This window comes from Salinispora fenicalii (assembly GCF_000514815.1).
GTDB classification, from domain to species: domain Bacteria; phylum Actinomycetota; class Actinomycetes; order Mycobacteriales; family Micromonosporaceae; genus Micromonospora; species Micromonospora fenicalii.
In genome coordinates, this window is the sequence record NZ_AZWQ01000019.1 from 106,820 (window position 1) to 125,572 (window position 18,753).

Sequence of the window (18,753 nt, forward strand, 5' to 3'; positions counted from 1 at the left end):
ACCGACGTCGAGCCAGCTAGGAACTGGTGTCACCGGGTCGGTCTACCGCCGTACGCTCGGTCGCCGGCCAAGATGGATCAGGAACTCGTTCTCCTCGATGAAGGTGTCGGTGTCGGTGCACTGGGCCAGGGCGGCACGGACCGCGTTGTCGAACTCGTTGAGCCGGTCGCCGAAGAGTTCTGGCTCGGCGAACGAGGTGGAGTGCAGGTAGCCAAGGATGCTGTTGGCCGTCCAGGTCCGGTGCACCGGCACGACGAACTCCTCGACCTGGTTGAATGGCGAGTCCCGCAGCGCCTGGATATCGGGGCGCCGGTGCTCGTGGAACGTGCCCGAACCCGCCCGGCGTTCCTCGCCGAGGAAGTCCTGGATGACCCTCCGGACGGCCAGCTCCCAGTCGTGGTGGGCTACCCAGAAGCTCTTGTCGGCGAAGATGGCGACGACGCCGTCCGGGCTGATCTGTGCGTCCAGTTGGTTCAGGACCCGCGCCTGGTCGAGCCAGTGGAACGTTCGGCAGATCGCCACCAGGTCAGCCTGCCATCCGGCCGGAGGGGTGAACTCCTCCGCGGTAATCTCCTCCAGACGTAGCTGGGCGTTGGCGGGCAGCCGCGGGCGGAGTGCGTTCTCCGCCGCAGCGAGCATCTCGGGGTCGGGGTCGATGGCGATGATGTCGTCGAACCGCCCCCGCAGGGCCTCCACCACGAGGCCGACACCGGTGCCGACGTCGAGCAGACGCCGCGGCGAACCGGCGGGGACCGCGGCGTCCAGGATATCGGCGACCGCCTCCGGGATATCCGGTCGAAACTGCCGGTAGAAGCCGACGGTTCCATGGAAAATACTCATAATTGTCTCCTTGCCGCGAATATCATAAAAACGATAAACATCGGGCTGTTCGGGCAGCGGCAGAACAGCCAACCCGCTCCAGCCGGCCCGTCGTGGGGTTGCGATCCGGACATCCGCCACCGGCGGATTCGATCGGACAGATCTGGGAATCCCCGGCCGGTGCCGGACGTACTGACCAGCCTGCCGTGGCCAACCGGGCCGAGCATCGCCGTCTTCGGAGTGGCGGGGACCCTCACAGTGCTGGGCAGCATCCGCCTGGTCGCCCTCGGCGACACCCTCGCCGACCGGACCGGCTGGGGTGAGGCGTTCTTCGGCGCGGTCTTCATCGGGCTGGCGACGTCGTTGTCCGGCATCGTGATGACCGCCGTCACCGCGGCGGCGGAGCAGCCACAGCTCGGCTACAGCAACGCGGTCGGCGGGATCGCCGCCCAGACCACCGCAGTCGCCGTGGCGGACGCCTTCCACCGCCGGGCCAACCTGGAGCACGCCTCGGCGTCGCTGTCGAACGTGCTCTTCGGGGTCCTGCTCATCGTGCTGCTATCGCTGGCCCTGCTCGGCCGCTACGCACCGGATGTCACCGTGGCCGGTCTACACCCCGCCTCACTCGCCATGGTCGCCGCCTACCTCGGCGGCCTGCATCTGGTCCGCCGCTCCGGAGCCAGTCCGCTCTGGCGGGCCGTCGCCACCGCCGAGACCCTGCCGGACATCACCCACGAGCACGGCAGCCTCGACCGGACCAGCTCCAGCCGACTCTGGGTGCGCTTCGCAGCCGTGGGTCTGCTGGTCGCGATGGGGGGTTGGGCGATCGCCCGGGCCGCCGAGAGCCTGGTGCTGGGCACCGGCCTGAGCGCGGGCTTCGTCGGCGCGATCCTGATGGGCGCGGTGAACGCCCTCCCGGAGACGGTTACCGCCGTGGCGGCGGTCCGCCGGGGCGCCCCGACCCTGGCCATCGCCGCCGTTCTCGGCGGCAACAGCCTGGACGCCCTCAACCTGGTGGTTGGCGACGTGGCCTACCGGGGCGGCTCGATCTACCACGCCGCCGGCGACCCTCAACTCTTCGTGACCACCAGTGCGCTGTTCATGACCGCAATCCTGCTCGGCGGCCTGCTGGTGCGGCAGGCGTACGGCTGGGGACGGCTCGGCTTCGAGGGGATCCTGCTGTTGACCAGCTACGCGGCGATGACCATCATCCTGGCCACCTGACCGGCACCAGGACACCGGGCGAAGATCGTCACCGACGCCGCGAGCTGGCGAGTCAGCGGCTCGTCGTGACCGGCGGGGATGGAGTGGCTGGGCTGCCCGCGTCGCGCCGCTCGCCGTGACCGCTCAGCACCAGCACGACCAACGCCGCCACCGCGGCGGCCCGCCGCGCGATCACCACGCACCTCGACACCCCGACTCACCCCCGTTTCGCACCGCGACATCCCCCAGTTGAGGTCAACACCGCCGTACGGCGTTGTCTTGGCAACGAGTGGACTCGACGGTGGGACACGTCCCGCCCCACGGCCAGGGCGGGCCCGGCGACGACGGATCCAGCAGTCCCAGCAGGACGCGTACCCGCCCGGCAGCTCCGCAAAACGCGCTGGCCGGGCGGGCTTGGGATGCTCCGGCGTTACCGCAGGTGGCCGGAAGACCGGTGCCCCTCCGAGAGCTGGGGCAGCGGGCGGAAACCCCGCAGCCGGAGACTGTTGGCGACCACGAAGACCGAGGAGAAGGCCATCGCGGCCCCGGCGATCATCGGGTTGAGCAGGCCGGCCGCGGCCAGGGGAAGCGCCGCCACGTTGTAGGCGAACGCCCAGAACAGGTTCCCCTTGATAATCGCGAGGGTCCGCCGGGACAACCGGATGGCGTCGGCGGTGGCGGTCAGGTCGCCCCGCACCAGGGTCAGGTCGGACGCCTCGATCGCCACATCCGTACCGGTGCCCATCGCCAGCCCGAGGTCGGCCTGGGCCAGCGCCGCGGCGTCGTTGACCCCGTCACCGACCATCGCCACCACCCGGCCCTCCCGCTGGAGTCGCTGGACCACCATCACCTTCTCGGCGGGCAGTACCTCCGCGACCACCTCGTCGATCCCGACCTCGGCCGCGACCGCCTGGGCGACGGTCTCGTTGTCGCCGGTGAGCAGCACCGGATTCAGGCCCAGCTCCCGCAGTTGTCGGAGTGCGAGCGCGCTGGTCGGCCGGACCACATCGGCGACCGCGAGCAGCCCGCGGGCCTGCCCATCCCAGGCCACCAGCACCACCGTCGCACCGGCGGCCTGCGCCGTGGCACCGGCCGTCACCAACTCCTCCGGTACGTCCAGTCCCCGCTCCCGCAGCAGTCGAGGCCGGCCAACCAGCACGCGGTGGCCGTCCACCACACCCTCGACGCCCAGCCCTTCGAGGTTGGCGAAGTCGGCTACCGGCGGCAGGGGGCCCGCCTCGGCCGCGCTCACCGCGACCGCCTGGGCGATCGGATGCTCCGAGGCGGCCTCCAGGGCACCGGCGAGTCGAAGCAGCTCGGCCCGCTCCACACCGCTCGCCGCGACCACGTCCACCAGGGTCATCCGGCCAGCGGTGACGGTCCCGGTCTTGTCCAGCACGACCGTGTCCACCGTCCGGGTGGACTCCAGCACCTCCGGCCCCTTGATCAAAATGCCGAGCTGCGCACCTCGACCGGTACCGACCAACAGCGCGGTGGGGGTAGCCAGGCCCAGGGCGCAGGGGCAAGCAATGATCAACACAGCTACCGTCGCGGTGAAGGCGGCGGTCGGGCCGGCTCCGCTCCCTAGCCACCAGCCCAGGGTGGCGGCGGCGAGAGCGATCACGATGGGAACGAAGACCCCAGAGATCCGGTCGGCGAGCCGCTGCACGGCCGCCTTGCCGGACTGCGCGTCCTCCACCAGCCGGGCCATCTGGGCGAGCTGGGTGTCGCTACCGACCCGGGTGGCCGCCACAACCAGCCGACCACCCGCGTTGACGGTGGCGCCGACCACGGCGTCGCCAGCCTTGACTTCAACCGGCACGGATTCACCGGTGAGCATGCTGGCATCGACCGCCGAGCTCCCCGCCACCACCACCCCGTCGGTGGCGACCTTCTCACCGGGGCGTACCACGAACCGATCCCCCACCACGAGCTGGTCGATCGGGATGCGGGTCTCCACGTCACCGCGCAGCACCGCCACGTCCTTCGCACCCAACTCCAGCAGGGTGCGCAGGGCAGCGCCGGCGGTGCGCTTCGCGCGCGCCTCGAAGTACCGGCCGGCGAGGATGAAGGTGGTGACGCCGGCCGCCGCCTCCAGGTAGATGTGGCCCGCGCCGCCGCCGGAGACGATGGCGAAGCTGAACGGGTGGGTCATGCCGGCAACGCCAGCCGTGCCGAGGAAGAGCGCCCAGAGCGACCAACCGAACGCGGCGAGAGTGCCCAGCGACACCAACGTGTCCATGGTCGCCGCGGCGTGCCGGAGGTTGACCCAGGCGGCCCGGTGAAACGGCAGGCCACCCCAGACCACCACCGGGGCGGCCAGCGTCAACGACAGCCATTGCCAGTAGGTGAACTGCCAGGGCGGCACCATCGCCAGCAGGATCACCGGCACGGTGAGCGCGGCCGAGATCCAGAGCCGGGTGCCGAGCCCGCGCAGTTCGTCGGCCGGCTCCACGGCGGGCGCCGCCGCGGCTGCCGGTGGGGGCGGTACGTCGGCGGTGTATCCGGTCTTCTCGACCGTGGTGATCAGATCGTCCGGGGTCACCCCGTCGGCGTACGAGACCCGGGCCTTCTCGGTGGCGTAGTTCACCGTGGCGCTGACGCCGGGCATCCGGTTCAGCTTCTTCTCGATGCGGGCGGCGCAGGAGGCGCAGGTCATCCCGCCGATGGACAGCTCAATCTGGTTGGCGGCCCGCGGCTTCGGGCTGCTCGTGGTGGTCATCGCACTCCCTACCGGTCGGGCCCATGCCCCGGAAGGCTGGACCCGGCGCCGGGGTCGTCATGCTCGGGGTTTGAGTGCTCGGGGTCGTCGTGGTGGATTTCGACGGCTGGGGTGCCGGGGCCGGTCACCTGACCGACCCCGTACGCCGCGCCGAACACCGCCGCGAGACCGAGCAGGAAGGCGGTGAGCTTCGTCGCCGTTTTCATGCGGGCCTCGGTCTCGCCGCGCGTCAGGAGCTGACGAGGTCGTAGCCGGCCTCGTCAACCGCGGCGCGTACGGTCTCGACCGCCATCGGGTGCTGGCTGGTGACGGTCAACCGGCCAGCCTCCAGGTCAACCTGGACCTGCTCCACACCCGGCAGCCCACCTACCTCGGCGCTCACCGCGGCTACGCAGTGCCCGCAGGTCATGCCGTGCACCTGATATGTAGTGGTGACCATGGAACCCTTCCCTTCCGCCAGGCCAACCCCCCGAGTCCCATACCCCCCGGGGGTAACTGTCGGCGACTTTAGCATACCCCCGAGGGGTACGATATTCTGGTCCGCATGACCAGACCCGACCCCGCCCCGGTCCGCGGCTACACCGCCAGCAAGGACCAGCTACTCACCCGGCTACGTCGGGTCGAGGGGCAGGTCCGGGGGATCGAGAAGATGGTCGAGGAGGACCGATACTGCATCGACGTCCTCACCCAGATCTCCGCGATCCAGGCCGCGCTGGATAAGGTCGCGCTCGGGCTGCTCGACGGGCACGCCCGACACTGCCTACACGAAGGGGCGGCCGAGGGGCGAGCCGACGAGATGGCGACCGAGATGATGGCTGCCGTCGGCCGACTGATGAAGCGCGGCTAACCACCCCGCCCCATTACTCGCCCGGTTGTCGTTGGGAGAACTGATGGGCGCCGACCACACCCGACCCGCTCCGTCCACCCCACCTCGGGTGCGACGGATCCTCGTTGCGACGGTGGTCCCCCTGCTCCTCGCCACCCTGGCCACCGCGGTGGCCCTATGGCCGAGCGACACCCGTGCGGCCGATCCGGGCACCGAGCCACCCCGGTATCACGGCACCGTGACGAAGGTGGTCACCGAGCCCTGTCCCCCCGCCCCGGAGCCGCTAGAACCAGGGCCGGCCACCGACACCGGCCCCTGTGGCGAGATAACCGTCCGCGTCGAGCAGGGGCCGGACGCCGGGCGTCAGATCAACACGCCGATACCCGCCGGACCCGGTGCCCCCCACGTCGCTCTCGGCGACGAGATCATCTTGGTCGAGCTGACCGACCCGACCGACCCGACCACGAGCACGTACACCATCGCGGAGCACCAACGGGGTAAGCCCCTGCTGTGGCTGGTGGCGCTCTTCGCCGCCGCGATCGTGGCGTTCGGCCGTTGGCGGGGGCTCGCCGCCCTCGCCGGCCTGGCGGCGAGCTTCGCCGTCCTCCTGACGTTCGTTCTGCCGGGGATCAGCGCCGGCCAGTCGCCGCTACTGGTCGCGGTGGTCGGCGCCGCCCTGATCATGTTTGTGGTCCTGTACCTCACCCACGGCGTGACCGCGCAGACATCAGTGGCGGTTCTCGGCACCCTGGGCAGCCTGATCCTCACCGGCCTCCTCGGCACCCTCGCCACCGCCACCACCCGGCTGACCGGGTACGGCAGCGAGGAGGCGATCACGCTGTCGATGTTCCAGACCAACGTCGACCTGCACGGTCTGCTCCTGGCCGGAATCATCATCGGCTCACTCGGCGTACTGGACGATGTCACCGTGACCCAGGCCGCCACGGTGACCGAGCTGGCTACCGCCAACCCGGGGTTGTCCCGCCGCCAGCTCTACCGCTCCGCCACCCGGGTCGGTCGGGCCCACATCGCCTCCACGGTGAACACCATCGTGCTGGCGTACGCCGGAGCCTCGCTCCCGGTGCTCCTCCTGCTGACCGCCGACTCGCGGCCGGTGAGCCAGATCCTGACCAGCGAATTCCTCGCCCAGGAGATCGTCCGCAGCGCGGTGGCGACACTGGGATTGATCGCCGCGGTTCCCCTCACCACCGGGCTCGCCGCCATCGTGACCACCGCCGGTCGCCACGCGGAGAAACAGTTGGGCGGGAACACCGCTGCAGCACCACCGCCGCGACCGCGCACCGCCCGGGTCGAGGCGCTGGAGGCGCTTAGCACCCCCCGCACCGGCCCAGTCGCCCGCGCCATCGACCGGGACCGGAACACGGAAGAGCCATGGTGACACTCCGCAGTGTGAGGAACCGGACTGGTGGACCTGACAATCGGGGCACTTATCACCCAACGTACCGGCAAATTCGTCCGATTAGTCGATTTTGGGACGTAGCTCGACCGGATACGCGTCAGGTAACCTCGCTGCCGGTCACCGCCGAAGGCGCGCACCGGCATCTGCGGGACCACCGCCCAATCGCCTCGAGGCGAGCCGGGGAGCGAGGCGACTGGAGTCAGGCCGCGCCAGCGGGGAGCACTCCCAGCCCCAACCCATCAGCTCGCCCGGTCGCGGTCAACGGAAGGGAACATTGTGACGGCACCCCCACGCCGCTGGTTGACGCCCGTGGTGGCCGTGCTCACCGCGCTGGCCGTGCTTGCCGGGCCAGTCCCGGCGTCCGCCACCCCCACCTCTCCCCCGCAGCCCTCGGGACACGACGAGGAGCCGGGGCTACTCGGTGATCTCATCGAGGTCCGCACCCGCGAGTATGTCAAGGCAAAGGCACAGCTGGCGGAGTCCGAGAAGCGCCAGGCCGCCCTCGAGAAGGAGATCAAACAGACGCAGACCGAGTTGGACAAGCTCGCCCCTCAGGTAGCGGAGATCGCGACCCACTCGTACCGGACGGGACGGGTCGGCGCGATATCAATGCTGCTGAACGCGGATACCCCCGACTCCTTCATCGCCCGAGCTACCGCGCTGGATGAGCTGAACAGCATCAACGATCAGCGCATCAAGGCGGTTAACACGATCAAGATCCGCGCCGAGCAGGCGAAGGTGGGGGTCGACGAAGAGGTACGCAAGCAGAAGAAGCTGGAGAGCGACCTCGAGCGCGGAAAGCTCGAAGCGGAGAAAGCCCTCCGCCTCGTCGGGGGTAACGGCCTCACCGGCGGCCTGGTTGATGCCGAGTCGCCGGTCGCCCGAGTCGCCCCGGGACGCACCTCAGATGGCGGCTGGCAGCCGCTTGGCTGCACCGAGGATGATCCGACCACCGGCGGCTGCATCACCGCGCGGACGCTACACATGTACAACGAGGTCAAACGAGCCGGTTTTGACCGTTTCGTCGGGTGCTACCGCTCCGGTGGCCCATGGGAGCACCCGAAGGGCCGGGCCTGCGACTGGTCGCTCCAGGACAGCGGGTTCCGCTCTTGGTACAACGACGACATGCGCATCTACGGCAACAACCTGACTGCGTTCCTGGTCCGTAACGCCGACCGGCTCGGCGTTTACTACGTGATCTGGAACCGGCAGATCTGGTTCCCGACCAGCGGCTGGAAGTCGTACAACGGCCCCTCGAACCACACCGACCACGTCCACGTGTCGTTGCTGTAGCCGCCGAAATGACCGGAGGGCCGGTACCGCGAAACGCGGTACCGGCCCTCCGCGGTTTCCGGGGCATCAGCACGGTCGCGCCAACCATCGACGAGGCGGCTCCGCCCGACGACACCGGCCTCAGGGTGTGCTCGACGCCGCGAGTCCGATCTCGGTCACGGTCCGCACCGCACCTGTGGTGAGTTGGTACGACATCCCCACGACCGCGCAGGTGCCGGCGGCCACGGCGGCAGCAACCGCCGCGGAGCGGTCCAGCAGGGCGGCAACGGTCTGCTCGACATGCTGGTCCACGATCTGGTCGAGGTCGGTGACCCCGGCGGCCTTGGCCCGACGGACGCTCGGCAGCACCGCCTCCACCACCGCACGAAGGTGGCCCGAGGCCGGTACGCCGGTGGCCTCAGCAGAACAGGCCGCCTGCACCGCGCCGCAGGACTCGTGCCCGAGCACCACCACCAGCGGAGCACCCAGCGCGGTGACCGCGTACTCGATGCTGCCGAGCACCTCCGGTCCAGCGGAGTGCCCCGCCGTGCGTACCACGAAGAGGTCGCCCAGACCGCGGTCGAAGATGAGCTCAACCGCGAGCCGCGAGTCGGAACAACCGAGGATCACCGCGAAGGGCTGCTGCCCCTCCGCTAGCGCGATCCGGCGGCCGACATCCTGGTGCGGTCGGTCCGGAGTTCCGACGGCGAACCGCCGGTTGCCGGCGTGTAGCTCGGCGACCGCCGCTCGGGGGCCAACCGGCTGCCGAAGAGCGCCGGAACCACCGGCGGAAAGCTGATCCGCGCCCGACTGCGTATCGGGCGTTTCGGGGCGATTCATGCCCTTACCTCATCCCTGTGGAGGCCCCAACCTGAAGGCCCGGTGTACGGGGACTCGGGCCTCCTCCACGCTCACATGAAGCAAAAAGCACGTCAAGGCATGCGTGATCTGCGCTTCAGATGTTGGTGGCGAACGCCCGGACTCTCGCCGAGGAATGCCCACCGCGTCCGACCCGTTGTAGCTCCGGTACCCCTGGCGTCCCGGACCATCGCGGCCCGGTTCCGCCGCCCGTGCCGAGCGCCGCGTGGTGCTTGCCGTCCCCCTCCGGACGTCAGACCCCCGAAGGAGCCCGACCATGAGCACGATCACCCCCACCGGCCGCCGCTCCGGCGCCGGACTACTGGTCACCGTCGACTACCAGGCCCAGCCCAACTTCTACTACTGCGGGCCGGCGGCGACCCGAATGGCGCTCTCCGCGCTGGGCCGGCCACTGCCGCAGGATGAGGTCGCCCAGCGGCTCGGCACCACCCAGGCCGGCACGGACTCGGCCCTGGACGTCACCCGCGTTCTCAACGAGCTGACCGGCGACGTGTACCGAACCACCGAGATACCGGACATGACGGCTAAACCAGACGAGGTTCACCAGCTTCGCGAGGACACCCAACACGCCCTGGCACAGGGACGCGCGGTCGTGGCCAACGTCCGGGGGACCACGGTCGACACCGACGGCACCCCGCACTCGTACGAGGGGGGCCACTACCTAACGCTAGTGGGCTACCGCGCCGAGGACGACCTCCTCCGGGTCGCCGATCCCGCCGCGGAGAAACGCGAATACTGGATGGCCGTACCGAAGGTCGCCAACTGGATCGCCGAACGCGGCTACTCCTCCTAACCGCCTTCGGGCCGGCCTCCCCAACGGGGAGACCGGCCCATTCGGCTATGTCAGCGGTTCCGGTCACCCTCACCGGTCCGGGACTTCATCATGTCCACGCCGCGGTCGACCTGCTTCTTGTACCGGCCGCCGGTGCGCTCGTTGAGCATGCCACCGGCCTTCTCCATGCCCCGGTCGACCTGCTCGTCCTGCTTCTCGACGTACTCCCTGGCCTGGTCCATGAATTTCTTCATGTGGTCCTCCTAGGGTCGGGGTGTGGCAACGTACGGCGTTCCCCAGCGCCCAGGGGCACAAACACCCACCCACGCCGAGGCAGCGGGGACCGGCCGCTGATCACCCAAGGTGGTCGGTGAACCAGCTCGCCGCCGCATCGGCCACCTGCTCCAGCGCGCCGGGCTCCTCGAACAGGTGCCCGGCATCGGGGACCACCGTCAGCTCCGCCTGCTCCGGCAGTGCCGCCCGAGCCTGCTCATTCAGGGTCAGCACCTGGTCGTCGAGGCCCCCCACGAGCAGTAGGGTCGGCGCGCGCACCCGACCCAGCGCCGGGCCCGCAAGATCCGGCCGGCCGCCTCGGGAGACCACCGCGCCGACCGTGTCGGGGCGCTCGGCGGCGGCCACCAGGGCGGCGGCGGCCCCGGTGCTAGCCCCGAAAAGCCCGATCGGCACCGCACCCACCGGCTCTCCACTGGCCAGCCAGTCGACGATCGCGGACAGCCTGTCGGCCAACCGGCCGATGTCGAACCGGAGCTGCGCGGTTCGCGCGTCGGCCACCTCCTCGTCCGGGGTGAGCAGGTCCACCAGTACGGTGCCGAGCGCGCTGCGATTGAGCACCTGCGCCACCGCGACATTGCGGGGACTCCGCCGGGAACTGCCGCTGCCGTGTGCGAAGAGCACCACTCCGGCCGGCTCCGGCGGCACCCGAAGATCGGCCGTGAGTTGGACGTCCCCAGCCGGAACCGGCACCTCACTCCGTACGTCCATAGCTCCGTTCCTTCCCACCCGCTCGCCCGCCATGCGTACGCCCCGGGCCCGTCCACGGCTCGACGCGCCCACCACCGCCCGGTGGCGCCGGCGTCCCGCCCCGAGCCGGCCCCTCGGCCAGCGACCAGGGTAGGCCGGGTCTCGTTTCGCCCGGGTGGGCTCGGGTACGCGGTCGGTGAGGGCAGACCGTACCGGCGCAGGCGGCGCCGGTGATGGATCGGGAGGATCGCCATGGCGCAGCAGCAGGAGTCTCGACAACAGGCCGCCGAGCGGGAACGACGAAAGCGCGACGCGAACCGTAACCGGGACTGGGCGGACGAGGCAGCGCGGGCGCGTACCGCCGATGATCCCCGAGCGATGGCGCCGCGCGACGCCGCGGGCCGCCCCTCCCAGGGCAGACAGCTGTGAGGCGCTGACATCGGTCGGGGCCCAATCCGGCCCCGGGGCGGGCCCCGACCCTACGGTTCCCGCTCCGGGAGGCGGATCAGCGGGTCCCGGCCGGGCGGCTGCTCCGGGGTCTGGCTCGGCTCACTCACCGATGGGGTCGGCCGGGTCACCGATTCGGCCGCGGTGACCTCGATCCGCTCGCCGTGGTGCAGCAGCTCCAGCCTCTCCTCCGGGTCGCTGTGCTGCAACGTGTAGGTGGTCTGGTGCGGCTGGATATCGACCCGGAGCTGGGTCCGGTGCCAGTGCAGGGAGAACTCCAGCCGGCCCAGCCGGCTGGAGAGCCGGGGCGCAAAACAGAGCGTTCCGTCGTGCTCGCGCAACCCGCCGAACCCGGCGACCAGGGCGATCCAGGAACCGGCCAGGGAGGCGATGTGGACGCCGTCGCGGGTGTTCTCGTTCAGGTCGTGCAGGTCCATCAACGCGGCCTCACGCAGGTAGGTGTGGGCTAGTTCCGGATACCCCACCTCGGCGGCCAGGACGGACTGGGTACAGGCCGACAGCGACGAGTCGCGGACGGTACGGCGCTCGTAGTAGAGAAAGTTGCGCAGCTTCTGCTCCGGGGTGAACGCATCCCCCCGCCAGTGCATCGCCAACACCAGATCGGCTTGTTTGATCACCTGCCTGCGGTACAGATCAAAGTATGGATAGTGCAGCAGCAGCGGGTACTTCTCCGGCGGCGTGTGGACGAAGTCCCACTCCTGGAACCGGGTGAAGCCCTCAACCTGCTCGTGTACGTCGATTTCCTGGTCGTATGGGATATGGATGGAGGCGGCGGCGTCCCGCCATGCCGCCGCCTCCTCATCGGTGACTCCCAGGTGCGCGGCCTCGTCCCGGTACCGCATCGCCGTCTCCGCGGCGGTGATCAGGTTCCGCTGCGCCATCAGATTGGTGTAGATGTTGTCGTTCTTGATGGCGGTGTACTCGTCCGGGCCGGTCACCCCGTCGATGTGGAACTGCCCATGCCGGTCGTGGTGGCCCAGTGACCGCCACAACCGCGCGGTCTCCACCAGCAACTCCAGGCCGATTTCGCGCTCCAGTTCGGTGTCCTGGGTGGCCTGCACGTAGCGGCGAACCGCGTCGGCGATGTCGGCGGCGATGTGGAAACCGGCGGTGCCCGCAGGCCAGTAGCCGGAGGACTCTGGCCCCTCGATGGTGCGCCAGGGGAAGGCCGCGCCGGCCAGGTTAAGCGTGCGGGCCCGTTCCCGTGCGGTCGGCAGAGTGTGATGCCGCCACTGCAGGGCATCGCGCACCGCGCTGGGGTGGGTGTAGGTGAGCACCGGCAGCACAAACATCTCGGTGTCCCAGAAGGCGTGGCCGTCGTACCCCGGCCCGGTGAGGCCCTTCGCTGAGATCGGCCGACGCTCGGCCCGGGTACCCGCCTGGAGCACGTGAAAGAGCCCGAAGCGTACCGCCTGCTGCACCTCGGGGTCGCCCTCCACCAGCACATCGGCTGAGTCCCAGAACTCCTCCAGGTACTCCCGCTGTTCCCGCAACAACCCGTCCCACCCGTCCAGCTGGGCGGCGGCCAGCGCGGCGCCGACCTGGTCCCGCAGCGCCGGCAGCGATCGGCGGCTGGACCACCCGTACGACAGGTATTTCACGACCCGCAGCGTCTCGCCGGGCTTGAGCACGCAGGCGATGGTGGTCCGTACCCAGTCCTCGTACCCCTCGGATTCGATGTTGGTCCGCGCGGTGGTCTGTACCTCGTGCTCCATCGCGGCGGCGAGGCGCAGGCCAGAGACCTTCGTACGGTGGATCAACAGGCCACCGTCATGGGTGGTCAGCTCCTCCTCGGCCAACAACGGCGACTCCAGCACCGCCGCCACCCGCGGATCTTTACTCTGGGCCGGCAGGGTTTCGTTGGCCACCAGCTCCGACTGGACGATCAGCCGCAGTGGCTTGCCGTCCACGACCTCGACCTCGTAGTTGATGGCGGCGGCGGAGCGCTGGCGGAACGAGACCAACCGGGTGCTGCGGACACAGACCTCCCGACCGGCCGGCGACCGCCAGTGCACGGTCCGGTGCAGCGTGCCGTCGCGCAGGTCGAGCACCCGCTCGTGGGCGAGGAGTTCGCCATATCGCACGTCGAGCGGCTCGTCGTCAACCAGCAGCCGGATGAGCTTGCCGTTAGTGACGTTGACGAGGGTCTGTCCGGACTCGGGAAAACCGAAGCCGGCCTCCGCGTGCGGCAGAGGGCGGAGCTCGTAGAAGGAGTTCAGGTACGTTCCCGGCAAGCCGTACGGCTCACCTTCGTCGAGGTTGCCGCGCAGGCCGATGTGCCCGTTGGAGAGGGCGAACACCGATTCGGACTGCGCTAAGACATCCATGTCCAGCCGGGTTTCTCGGACCTGCCACGGCTCGACCGGGTACGCGCGCTCTCGGATCATGCGCCCGGCTCCCGGTTCTCGATCAGCTCCGCGAGGTCCTGCACGACGACGTCCGCGCCCTGCGCCAACAGGGCGTCGGCCTGCCCGACCCGGTCCACGCCCACCACGTACCCGAAGTCACCGGCTCGACCGGCGGCGACTCCGGCGAGGGCATCCTCGAAGACGGCCGCGTTACCCGGCGCAACCCCGAGCCGTTCGGCCCCGGCCAGGAAAGTGTCCGGTTCTGGTTTGCCGCGTAACTTATCGGCGCGGGCGACGAGCCCATCAACCCGGGTTTCCAGCAGCTCCTCCAGCCCTGCTGCGGCGACCACCTCACGGCCGTTGGCGCTGGCGGTGACGACCGCGCGGCGCAGCCCGGCGTCGGCCACCGCCCTGAGGTACGTCACCGAGCCGGGGTAGACGTCCACTCCATGCGTCCGCAGCTCCTGGAGCAGCCGGACGTTCTTGCAGTTGCCGATGCCGTGGACCGTCTCGGCCTCGGGCGGGTCGTCCGGCGTTCCCTCCGGAAGCACGATGTCACGCGAGGCGAGAAAGGTGCGGACCCCGTCGTACCGGGGCCGGCCGTCGACGTACCGGCGGTAGTCCTCATCCGGGTCGAATGGTTGGAACGGCTCGTCGTTGTCGGCGGCGTGCCGACGCAGGAACTCGTCGAACGTCGTCCGCCACGCGGCGTTGTGGACGCGAGCGGTTTGAGTGAGCACCCCGTCCAGGTCGAACAGGCAGGCGGTCACGTGCGCAGGCAGGCCCAGCATTGTTTGAATCTATCCAGCCTGGTCGTGGCGCAGACCGTTTCGGCGGTCAAACGCGCCGATCAGTGCGGACGAAGTGTCCAGACGATGGTCATCTCGCCGGTCGGTTTCCCCTCCTCGGTGGCGATCTCCACGGGTACCGAGAACTCGGGTCGCTCTCCGGCGTCCAGCTCCGCGACCACGTCGGCGACCGGCCGATCGAGCCGCGCGGTCGCCCGCACCGGCCCCATGGCGAGCTTCCGGTACGCGATCTCAGCGCTGACGGCGAGCGGTGTCGCCCGGTCGAGCACCGACGCGAACGCGGCCACCACGACCGCACCGGAGGCGGTCTCGCCGAGGGTGAACATGGCGCCGGCGTGCGGCCCACCGACATGGTTGTGGGTGGCCGGCGTGTCGGGCAGCCGGACCACAGCCTGGACCGCGCCGTCGGCCTCGGGGGCCACCTCGACGAATTCGACGCCCAGCGTACGGGCGAAGGGCACGGCCGCCAGCATGCTGGCGGCCACCTGACTCGCATCGATGCTCATACCCGCACACGTTACCGACGGGTAACCGAGGCGACAAGGCAACGCCCAGCGCCAGATTCCCGTGTCAGCGCCAACCGACGTCGATCCGGGCGCCGTGCTCGTCGAAGAAGTGCAGGGCATCCATCCGGATCCGGATCGCCAGCTTCTGCCCCGGAGATACCGCAGGGTAGGGCGCCAGCCGCACCGCCAACTCCGCTGGGCGACGGTGGTGTCGACCCGGATCGCGAAACACGCTGACCTGCGTACGGCTCGCCGCGGCCTGCGGCCCCTCGTCCGCCGTACCAGCCCGACCGGCGACCCGCCGCATCGCCCGGCCGAACCGACGCAGGCCCCGTCGCCGGACCGCACCCCCGTCTGCCGGCACCGCCGCTTCGTCCACGACGACCGCGGTAGCCCCGATGTCGAGAAAGGCGAGCGATTCGTGCCCGTGATGCTCCAGATGACGGATCTGCCCATGCAACACCGGACCAGGGGTGTTCGGTGCGGTCGGGGTCAGCGCCTCGGCCCGCATACCGACCACGATCCGCTCGCCGTGATAGTGGCCTACCGCCCGGGCCCGCATGTCGTCCCACGGGAGGTGCAACTTCTGCTCTCCGAGGGAGAGCGCGACATATCGGTCCAGGTGCACGTGGACCGCGGCCTCCAGCAGGTTCATCCGCGGGGTGCCGAGAAACGTGGCGACGTAGAGGGTGGCCGGGCGGCCGTAGACCTGAGTCGGGGTACCGACGTCCTGCAGGACCCCTTTGCGCATGATCGCCACCCGGTCGGCCATGGTCAGCGCCTCGGTCTGGTCGTGGGTCACGTAGATGGTGGTGACCCCCAGCTCCCGGGTCAGTCCAGAGATCTCCGCCCGCAGCTCGGAGCGGAGCCCGCTGTCGAGATTGGATAAGGGCTCATCCATCAGGAAGAGCTCCGGCCGACGCACGATCGCCCGCCCCATGGCGACCCGCTGACGCTGACCGCCGGAGAGCTGCCCGGGCCGGCGGTCGAGAATGTCGCCGATACCCAACGCGCCCGCGACATCGGCGACCCGTTCGCCGCGCCGCTCCGCCGCCAGGCCGGCCAGACGCAGCGGAAAGGCGATGTTGTCGCCGACGCTCAGGTGCGGATACAGGGCGAAGTCCTGGAAGACCATCGCCACCGAACGATCCCGGGGCGGCAGATCGTTGGCGAGTTCGCCGTTGAGCAGAACCGCACCGGAGGTCGGATCCTCCAAGCCGGCGACCATGCGCAGCAGCGTCGACTTGCCACAGCCAGAGGGGCCGAGCAGCACCATGAACTCACCGTCGTTGACGTCAAGGTTCACCCGGTCAACGGCGAGGGTGCCGGTCCGGAAGACCTTGGTCACATCCTTGAGCGCGACGGCGGCCACCCGTTCCTCCCCCACCCGACCAACTCGGACCTGAACGACTGTGACGAGCCCCACCCGACCTGTGCATCGGATGAACGTACAGTCTTCGCCGCAGGACAGCTCCGCGGTGGGCCAGCAGAGCAGGACGTTGGGGGATCAGGCGCGGTGGGCGCTAATCGGCCGGATCAGCTTCGGCGACCTCCGCACCAAAGATCCGCTGGACCACCCGTTCGGCGGCGTGGCCGTCGTCGAGCTGGCAGAACCGCTCCCGGAACTGACGTCGCGCCTCCTCTGCCGACGGATCACGCAGCGCACCGGAGCGGACGAGATCGAGCAGACCGGCGAAATCCGTCGCCACCGCACCCGGCGGTTCCGCGACCACATCCAGGTAGACCCCGCGGGTCAGCCGATACGCCGCCCAGTCCGGCGCATACACGACGATCGGCTTATCCAGGACGGCGTAGTCGAACATCGCCGACGAGTAGTCGGTGACCAGCACGTCGGCGGCGAGGTACAGATCCTCCACCCGGCGATAGTTGCTCACGTCGATCACTCGGTCCCGGCTGGCCAACCGTGACGGCTGGCGATTCCGGTCGTGGAAGTAGTGGCTACGCATCAGCAACCGACCGGTTGGTCCCAACGCGGCGAGGAACTGGCCCGGGTCGAACGGCGGCTGATACCCCGGCAGGTGCTCACGGTGCGTCGGCGCGTACAGGACCACCTGATCGTCAACCCCCAGGCCCAACTCGGCCCGGATCCGCAACACCTCCTCGGCAGTCGCGGTGGACAGCCGGTCGTTGCGGGGATACCCCACCTCAAGAGTGGTGTACTTGGCTGGGTAGGCCCGCTCCCACATCTGGGTGGAGAAGCTGTTCGAGGTAATGCTGTAGTCCCACCGGTCCGCCCGGCGAAGTAGCCCGCCGAAGTTCATCCGGCTCCCACCCGGGTAGCGCTGCTGGTCCAGGCCCATCACCTTGACCGGCGTGCCGTGGTGGGTCTGCACGTGCACGGTACCGGGGCGTTTACGGACGAAATCCGGGAAGTTGACATTGTTGACCAGCCAGCGGGCCCGCGCCAACGCCCGGTAGGCGGCAGGGGTGCCGTCGATCACATAGTCCACGCCCGGCGGCAGCGAATCCACCTTGTCCCGCCGAACGATCCACACTCCCCGTATGTGCGGGGCGAGCCGACGAGCGGCTTCATAGATGGCCGCCGGGTTGCAGGCGTAACCGCGGTACCAGTAGGCGGCGTACACCGCCAGCTGCGGGTCAACCGGCCGCAGCAACTCGGCCTGGTAGTACTTGCGCAACCCGGCGCCCCGAGCCCGCCGGGCGGACCGCCTCGCCCGTCGGCGGACCTGCCGCGACTGCCGGGCAACGACGTCCCGCGCTCGGGATACACCGCGCAGCGCGTTGAACGTACGCCACCGACCGGTGGCGACCAGTCGGTGCTTCAGCCCTTCGATCCCTTCCTGGGCCGGCAGGCCCCGCGCCGGACGCCAGCGGTCGTAGTCAGCGCTGATCTGGGCGAAGAAGGCGGATCGCAGGTCCGGGGGAATCCGCTCCCCGGCACCGAGAACGGTCAGGTAATGCCAGATCATCCGTTCGAAGAGCGCCACGCGGAGATCATCATCCGCCAGCTCTCCCTCATCCAGGAACTCAAACACCCGGTGCCACTGGGTGAAGACCTCGAAGTGCCGGTCCCCGAGGGTCCGGGTAATCGCACCGGCCCGCCGCTGCCGGTAGTTCAGGCAGACCCGATCCAGCACCCCGATCCGCTTAGCGCACAGGAACACGGGATAGCTGAACGAGACATCCTCGTACCAGCCAGGGGCGAAGCGCAGCCCGTGCTCGAGCAGGAACTCGCGGCGCAGCACCTTATTCCACGCGGTATGCAGCAGGTGGAGCGTCTCCGGCCGATCACGCAACTCGAACGTCTCCGGTCCGAGCGGATCGGGGAAGACGTCACGCATCCCGCTCCGGGTGGAACGCCCGGTCCACCAGGCGCGCACATGGTCCACAACGAGGACATCAGGGTCGGTGGCGCGCAGCCGCTCGACTACCTCGGGGAGGCACTCCGGCACCAGCCAGTCGTCACTGTCAACAAACCACACGTACTCGCCGGTGGCCTGGTCCAAACCGGCGTTACGGGCCGGACCGAGCCCCTGGTTCTCCGGTAGCCGAAGGGCCCGCACCCGTTGGTCTCGGGCCGCGTACTCGGCCAGGATCTCACCGCTGCCATCCGGCGAGCAGTCATCGACACCAATCACCTCGATATCCGCTACCGGCTGCCCGAGGATCGAGTCCAGGCATTCGCGCAGGTAGCCCTGCACCCGGTAGGCCGGAACCACGAAACTGATCAGTGCCACCCGATCCCC

Annotated in this window: 19 protein-coding genes; 6 read left to right on the top strand and 13 right to left on the bottom strand. The window is 69.5% G+C overall.

Annotation, left to right across the window (positions count from 1 at the left end; genetic code table 11):
- Positions 1 to 42 precede the first annotated feature (42 nt).
- Positions 43 to 840, bottom strand: a complete 798-nt coding sequence (locus B116_RS0109575; protein ID WP_018722320.1) for a class I SAM-dependent methyltransferase — start codon at positions 838 to 840, stop codon at positions 43 to 45.
- 159 nt (positions 841 to 999) lie between these two features.
- Between B116_RS0109575 and B116_RS0109580 the strand changes: the two genes are divergently transcribed.
- Entirely contained in the window at positions 1,000 to 2,043 is a 1,044-nt protein-coding gene (locus B116_RS0109580) for a sodium:calcium antiporter (protein ID WP_018722321.1), read from the top strand.
- A 52-nt stretch (positions 2,044 to 2,095) separates the two neighbouring features.
- Here B116_RS0109580 and B116_RS28630 read toward each other — a convergent pair whose 3' ends face one another.
- From B116_RS28630 to B116_RS0109600, 4 genes are all read right to left on the bottom strand, one after another.
- The gene (locus B116_RS28630; RefSeq protein ID WP_263404868.1) at positions 2,096 to 2,218 is read right to left on the bottom strand and encodes a hypothetical protein; all 123 of its coding nucleotides are present in this window, start codon (positions 2,216 to 2,218) and stop codon (positions 2,096 to 2,098) included.
- 234 nt (positions 2,219 to 2,452) lie between these two features.
- Positions 2,453 to 4,744, bottom strand: coding sequence for a heavy metal translocating P-type ATPase (locus B116_RS0109590; protein ID WP_027659946.1), 2,292 nt, complete (start codon positions 4,742 to 4,744; stop codon positions 2,453 to 2,455).
- 8 nt (positions 4,745 to 4,752) lie between these two features.
- Positions 4,753 to 4,950: a hypothetical protein gene (locus B116_RS0109595; protein ID WP_018722324.1), complete on the bottom strand. Its 198-nt coding sequence runs from the start codon at positions 4,948 to 4,950 to the stop codon at positions 4,753 to 4,755.
- 23 nt (positions 4,951 to 4,973) lie between these two features.
- Positions 4,974 to 5,183, bottom strand: coding sequence for a heavy-metal-associated domain-containing protein (locus tag B116_RS0109600; protein WP_027659947.1), 210 nt, complete (start codon positions 5,181 to 5,183; stop codon positions 4,974 to 4,976).
- A gap of 105 nt (positions 5,184 to 5,288) precedes the next feature.
- Here B116_RS0109600 and B116_RS0109605 point away from each other — a divergent pair, with 105 nt between their 5' ends.
- From B116_RS0109605 to B116_RS0109615, 3 genes are all read left to right on the top strand, one after another.
- Positions 5,289 to 5,591: a metal-sensitive transcriptional regulator gene (locus tag B116_RS0109605; protein ID WP_018254491.1), complete on the top strand. Its 303-nt coding sequence runs from the start codon at positions 5,289 to 5,291 to the stop codon at positions 5,589 to 5,591.
- A gap of 43 nt (positions 5,592 to 5,634) precedes the next feature.
- The gene (locus B116_RS0109610) at positions 5,635 to 6,969 is read left to right on the top strand and encodes a YibE/F family protein (RefSeq protein ID WP_027659948.1); all 1,335 of its coding nucleotides are present in this window, start codon (positions 5,635 to 5,637) and stop codon (positions 6,967 to 6,969) included.
- Positions 6,970 to 7,266: 297 nt separating this feature from the next.
- Entirely contained in the window at positions 7,267 to 8,283 is a 1,017-nt protein-coding gene (locus tag B116_RS0109615) for a coiled-coil domain-containing protein (protein WP_027659949.1), read from the top strand.
- Between the two features lie 120 nt (positions 8,284 to 8,403).
- Here B116_RS0109615 and B116_RS0109620 read toward each other — a convergent pair whose 3' ends face one another.
- Positions 8,404 to 9,102 carry a carbonic anhydrase gene (locus B116_RS0109620; protein WP_027659950.1) on the bottom strand — a complete coding sequence of 233 codons (699 nt, stop codon included), beginning with the start codon at positions 9,100 to 9,102 and terminating at the stop codon, positions 8,404 to 8,406.
- Positions 9,103 to 9,397: 295 nt separating this feature from the next.
- Here B116_RS0109620 and B116_RS0109625 point away from each other — a divergent pair, with 295 nt between their 5' ends.
- Positions 9,398 to 9,934: a C39 family peptidase gene (locus B116_RS0109625; RefSeq protein ID WP_027659951.1), complete on the top strand. Its 537-nt coding sequence runs from the start codon at positions 9,398 to 9,400 to the stop codon at positions 9,932 to 9,934.
- Positions 9,935 to 9,984: 50 nt separating this feature from the next.
- Here the strand turns inward: B116_RS0109625 and B116_RS0109630 are convergent, their stop codons facing one another.
- Both B116_RS0109630 and B116_RS0109635 read right to left on the bottom strand, forming a co-directional pair.
- Entirely contained in the window at positions 9,985 to 10,167 is a 183-nt protein-coding gene (locus B116_RS0109630; RefSeq protein WP_027659952.1) for an antitoxin, read from the bottom strand.
- Between the two features lie 100 nt (positions 10,168 to 10,267).
- Complete coding sequence (locus B116_RS0109635; RefSeq protein ID WP_027659953.1) at positions 10,268 to 10,915, bottom strand: dienelactone hydrolase family protein; 648 nt, start codon at positions 10,913 to 10,915, stop codon at positions 10,268 to 10,270.
- A gap of 231 nt (positions 10,916 to 11,146) precedes the next feature.
- On the opposite strand from B116_RS0109635, the gene B116_RS27810 reads away from it, so the two are divergent.
- A complete protein-coding gene (locus B116_RS27810) occupies positions 11,147 to 11,323 on the top strand; it encodes a hypothetical protein (protein WP_018221437.1) in 177 nt (58 codons plus the stop codon).
- Positions 11,324 to 11,373: 50 nt separating this feature from the next.
- Here B116_RS27810 and B116_RS0109645 read toward each other — a convergent pair whose 3' ends face one another.
- The 5 genes from B116_RS0109645 to B116_RS0109665 all read right to left on the bottom strand — a co-directional run bounded on the left by B116_RS0109645 (position 11,374) and on the right by B116_RS0109665 (position 18,744).
- A complete protein-coding gene (locus B116_RS0109645) occupies positions 11,374 to 13,749 on the bottom strand; it encodes a glycoside hydrolase family 65 protein (protein ID WP_027659954.1) in 2,376 nt (791 codons plus the stop codon).
- Complete coding sequence (locus B116_RS0109650; protein ID WP_027659955.1) at positions 13,746 to 14,501, bottom strand: HAD family hydrolase; 756 nt, start codon at positions 14,499 to 14,501, stop codon at positions 13,746 to 13,748. Before B116_RS0109650 ends, B116_RS0109645 begins: the two co-directional genes overlap by 4 nt.
- A 59-nt stretch (positions 14,502 to 14,560) precedes the next feature.
- Entirely contained in the window at positions 14,561 to 15,025 is a 465-nt protein-coding gene (locus B116_RS0109655) for a DUF4442 domain-containing protein (protein WP_027659956.1), read from the bottom strand.
- A gap of 64 nt (positions 15,026 to 15,089) precedes the next feature.
- Complete coding sequence (locus B116_RS0109660; protein WP_027659957.1) at positions 15,090 to 16,397, bottom strand: ABC transporter ATP-binding protein; 1,308 nt, start codon at positions 16,395 to 16,397, stop codon at positions 15,090 to 15,092.
- A gap of 151 nt (positions 16,398 to 16,548) precedes the next feature.
- Positions 16,549 to 18,744, bottom strand: coding sequence for a bifunctional glycosyltransferase/CDP-glycerol:glycerophosphate glycerophosphotransferase (locus B116_RS0109665; protein WP_027659958.1), 2,196 nt, complete (start codon positions 18,742 to 18,744; stop codon positions 16,549 to 16,551).
- Positions 18,745 to 18,753 lie beyond the last annotated feature (9 nt).

Bases quoted from the DNA above. Each gene is read 5' to 3' on its own strand.
- B116_RS0109575 (WP_018722320.1), bottom strand. From the start codon at position 840: ATGAGTATTTTCCATGGAACCGTCGGCTTCTACCGGCAGTTTCGACCG.
- B116_RS0109590 (WP_027659946.1), bottom strand. From the start codon at position 4,744: ATGACCACCACGAGCAGCCCGAAGCCGCGGGCCGCCAACCAGATTGAG.
- B116_RS0109595 (WP_018722324.1), bottom strand. From the start codon at position 4,950: ATGAAAACGGCGACGAAGCTCACCGCCTTCCTGCTCGGTCTCGCGGCG.
- B116_RS0109600 (WP_027659947.1), bottom strand. From the start codon at position 5,183: ATGGTCACCACTACATATCAGGTGCACGGCATGACCTGCGGGCACTGC.
- B116_RS0109605 (WP_018254491.1), top strand. From the start codon at position 5,289: ATGACCAGACCCGACCCCGCCCCGGTCCGCGGCTACACCGCCAGCAAG.
- B116_RS0109610 (WP_027659948.1), top strand. From the start codon at position 5,635: ATGGGCGCCGACCACACCCGACCCGCTCCGTCCACCCCACCTCGGGTG.
- B116_RS0109620 (WP_027659950.1), bottom strand. From the start codon at position 9,102: ATGAATCGCCCCGAAACGCCCGATACGCAGTCGGGCGCGGATCAGCTT.
- B116_RS0109625 (WP_027659951.1), top strand. From the start codon at position 9,398: ATGAGCACGATCACCCCCACCGGCCGCCGCTCCGGCGCCGGACTACTG.
- B116_RS0109630 (WP_027659952.1), bottom strand. From the start codon at position 10,167: ATGAAGAAATTCATGGACCAGGCCAGGGAGTACGTCGAGAAGCAGGAC.
- B116_RS0109635 (WP_027659953.1), bottom strand. From the start codon at position 10,915: ATGGACGTACGGAGTGAGGTGCCGGTTCCGGCTGGGGACGTCCAACTC.
- B116_RS27810 (WP_018221437.1), top strand. From the start codon at position 11,147: ATGGCGCAGCAGCAGGAGTCTCGACAACAGGCCGCCGAGCGGGAACGA.
- B116_RS0109645 (WP_027659954.1), bottom strand. From the start codon at position 13,749: ATGATCCGAGAGCGCGCGTACCCGGTCGAGCCGTGGCAGGTCCGAGAA.
- B116_RS0109650 (WP_027659955.1), bottom strand. From the start codon at position 14,501: ATGCTGGGCCTGCCTGCGCACGTGACCGCCTGCCTGTTCGACCTGGAC.
- B116_RS0109655 (WP_027659956.1), bottom strand. From the start codon at position 15,025: ATGAGCATCGATGCGAGTCAGGTGGCCGCCAGCATGCTGGCGGCCGTG.